This is a genomic window from Streptomyces sp. NPDC054841, assembly GCF_053611045.1.
The window spans coordinates 1-3,214 of the sequence record NZ_JBSGZO010000711.1; the positions used below are offsets into that span (position 1 = coordinate 1).

General features: G+C 75.9%; 3 protein-coding genes. All 3 read right to left on the bottom strand.

Annotation, left to right across the window (positions count from 1 at the left end):
* A partial coding sequence (locus tag ACWGI8_RS42105; protein ID WP_453668744.1) for a sugar phosphate isomerase/epimerase family protein occupies window positions 1-581 on the bottom strand: 581 nt, incomplete at its 3' end.
* Window positions 578-2,041, bottom strand: a complete 1,464-nt coding sequence (locus ACWGI8_RS42110; protein WP_453668745.1) for an SCO3242 family prenyltransferase — start codon at window positions 2,039-2,041, stop codon at window positions 578-580. The genes ACWGI8_RS42105 and ACWGI8_RS42110, both read right to left, overlap by 4 nt.
* On the bottom strand, window positions 2,038-3,168 hold the full coding sequence (locus ACWGI8_RS42115) for an inositol-3-phosphate synthase (RefSeq protein ID WP_453668746.1): 1,131 nt from the start codon (window positions 3,166-3,168) through the stop codon (window positions 2,038-2,040). The genes ACWGI8_RS42110 and ACWGI8_RS42115 overlap by 4 nt, the downstream gene beginning before the upstream one ends.
* Window positions 3,169-3,214: the final 46 nt, after the last annotated feature.

A 3,214-nucleotide genomic window follows, 5' to 3' on the forward strand; every position in this document is an offset into this window, starting at 1 on the left:
CACTGGCAGTGGCCGATGTCGAGGGTGAGGCCGAGGGGTTCGGGGTCGCCGAGGAGGGTGCGGAGGTGGTGGAAGTCGTCGAGGGTGGCGAGGAGGTGGCCGGGTTCCGGTTCGACGGCGAGCGGGACGCGGGCGGTGGCGGCGGCGTCCAGGACGGGAGTGAGGGCGGCTTCCAGGCGGTGCCAGGCGGTGGTGGCGCCGGTGCCGTCGGGGGTGATGCCGCTGAAGCAGTGCACGGCGTGCGCGCCGAGGTCCGCGGCGACCTGCACGGCGCGGACGAGGAGTCCGGTTCGGGCGGCGCGGCCGTCGGGATCGGGGTCGAGGAGGGACGGGCCGTGCTTGCGGCGCGGGTCGAGGACGTAGCGGGCGCCGGTCTCGACGGTGACCTCCAGCCCGAGGTCGGCGAGGCGGCCCGCGAGGCGGCGGGTGCGGGAGGCGAGGTCGGGGGCGAGGGGGTCGAGGTGCATGTGGTCGAGGGTGAGGCCGACGCCGTCGTAGCCGAGGTCGGCGAGGAGCGCGAGGGCGTCGTCGAGGCGGAGGTCGGTGAGGCCGTTGGTTCCGTAGCCGAGGCGCAGGCTCATGTGGGGCTCACCTTCCGGGCGAGGCGTCGGGCGACGGGGATGAGCGCGAGAACGGCGAGCCCGGTGCCGGCGGCCCCGGCGCGGGCGGCGAGGGCGGCCTGCAACGGGATCATGGCGCGGATACCGGCGCCGACGGCGCGCTGGGTGAGGGGTGGGGACGGGTTGAGAGCGGCGTGGAGGAAGGGGGTGACGGTGGTGCGGGCGTAGGTGGTGGTGGCGAGTGCGGCGAGGAGTTCCGCAACCGGGGGCGAACCACCGGGCCCCTGCGAGGGGGTCGGCCGGCGGGGCAGGTTCCGCTCCCCGGTGCGCGGGGGCAGCGGCGTCCCGCCGTGAATGCGTGGCGGCAGTGGCGTCCTGCCGTGAATGCTTGGCGGCAGCGGCGTCGTCACGCGCGCGCTTCGCGGCGCGGGCTGACCGGGCGTACGGACGCGGGCCGTCAGGGTGGCGAGCGTCAGGGCCGTCGCCAGGGCCGCGAGGGGCGCCTTGGTGGAGCCGCCCTGGACTTCGTGGCGGGAGACGGAGGTGATCGCGTAGGTGTGGGCACCCAGGAGACCCGCGTGCGGGAGCGCGCGGGCCAGGCCGGTGGGGTGCGTTGCCGTGGCGCCGAGCAGGAGGTCCAGGGCGCGGGCCGATGCCATGGCGGCCGGGCCCACCGGGGTGTGCTTGAGGCGCAGGTCGTACGACCAGACGGTCGCGGTCAGGACCGAGGCCACGAGCAGTGCCGGACGGCCGGCCCGCGCGGCGAGGGCAAGCCCCGCCGCCGTGAGGGCACCCGCAGCGGCCAGGGCCGCGGCCGGGCTGATCCGGCCCGACGGGATCGGCCGGTGCGGGCGGTCGACGGCGTCCTCGTCGCGGTCGGCCCAGTCGTTGAGGGCCATGCCCGCCTCATAGAGGCACAGGGAGGAGCCGATGGCGAGGGCGGTGCCCCGGTTGGCGCGCAGGCCGACGGAGGCCGCGCCCGCGAGGGCGTCACCGGGAACGGTGAACAGGGCGGAGACGCGCAGCAGTTCGGCCCAGGCCTTGAGCCGCCCACGACACGCCTCGGAAGCACGTGGCCCCACCGCTCCCGGCGGCTCCACCGCCGTCGGATCTCCCGTCGGTTCGGCCGCACACCCGGCCAGGCCGCGCCCGGCCGTTGCCCCGGGCACAGCCCCCCGTGCCGTGCCCGGGTCGCCGTCGGCCGCCGCGGTCCCCGGCGTCGGCGTCGGCGCCGCGGTCCGCGCTTCCGCGGGCCCCGGTACGGTGCGCGGCCGCTCCGTAAGCCCGTGGTCGCTGCCGGCTTCCGCGCGTGTGGGCTCACCGTGCGCCTCCGCACGTCGCGGCGCGGTGCTTCGCGCCCCGCGCCGAGGTGTGGGGTCCGGGTGTGCCGGTGACAGGTGTGCCGCTGTCCCGCGCAGGAGGCCCAGGAGAGCCAGGGCGCCCACGGCGCCGAGGGCGCTCCGTCGACGGCGCCCCGTCACCGGGACTCCCCCAGCCGCGCCGCGAAGGCGAGCAGCGCGGCGTACTGGTCGGACAGTGCCGCCGGGGCGCCTGCGTCCGGATCCTTGAAGTAGAAGGCGAGTTCGGGGAGCGGGCCGGACAGTCCGGCTTCGTGGGCGCGGGCCACCAGTCGCACGAGGTCGAGCACCAGTGGCGCCGCGAGAGCCGAGTCGCAGCCTTGCCAGATGGTCTGGAGGACCATCCGCGAGCCGAGGAAGCCGTCGAAGGCGATGTGGTCCCAGGCGGTCTTCCAGTCGCCGAGTGCCGGTACGTCGTCGATGTGGACTTCGCCTTCGGGGGCGGCGCCGAGCGTGTTGGTGAGGACACGTTCCTTTCCGGCGTTCTTCGCGGCGGCCGCCGCGGGGTCGGCCAGCGCAGCCCCGTCCCCGCCGCCCAGGAGATTGGTGCCGGACCAGGCCCGTACGGACAGGGCGCGTTGTACGAACATGGGGGCGAGCACGGAACGGAGCAGCGTCTGGCCGGTCTTGCCGTCCCGGCCGGCGTGGGGAAGTCCGCCGGCGCGGGCGGCGTCCTCGAGGGCCGTGGTGCGCAGCCCGGTGGAGGGGGTGAAGTTGACGTATGGGCAGCCCGCCCGGACCGCCGCGGCCGCGTAGAGGGAACTTGCGGGGAGTCGTTCGGATTCCTGAGCCGGTGCGGGCTCCGTCGAGGCGACGTTCACCACGATGACCCGGGCGAGTGCGTGGCGCTCGCGGAAGGCAACGATGTCGGCGGCGAAAGCTGCGATCAGCTCGACGTCGCCGCGAGAGTCGCCCGGCAGCGGGCCGCCCGCCCGGATCTCCTCGTTCGCGGCGGCCAGTTCGCCGTGGACCGCCGATGGCAGACCGTGCGGCAGGACACCGCCCGCGGCCAGCAGCTCGGCCCGCTTGGGCAGGGGGCAGCCGGCCGTGTCGTGACCGCCGAAGACCAGGGAGGACAGCGGCGGCAGCCCGGATCCGGCGAAGGGCACGGTTTCCGTCACCATGCCCGTCGCCGGGTGCAGCCCGGCGGTGACCGCCGCGCATCCGGCGACCGCGGTGGTGGCGACGGAGCCTCGTGCCCCCACCAGCCAGACCCCGGTGCACGACACCGATTCGTTCCTGTTCGGCACGGCTGCCTCCCTGCTCTTCCTGTGGTGGGACGGCGGGCGGGGGTAC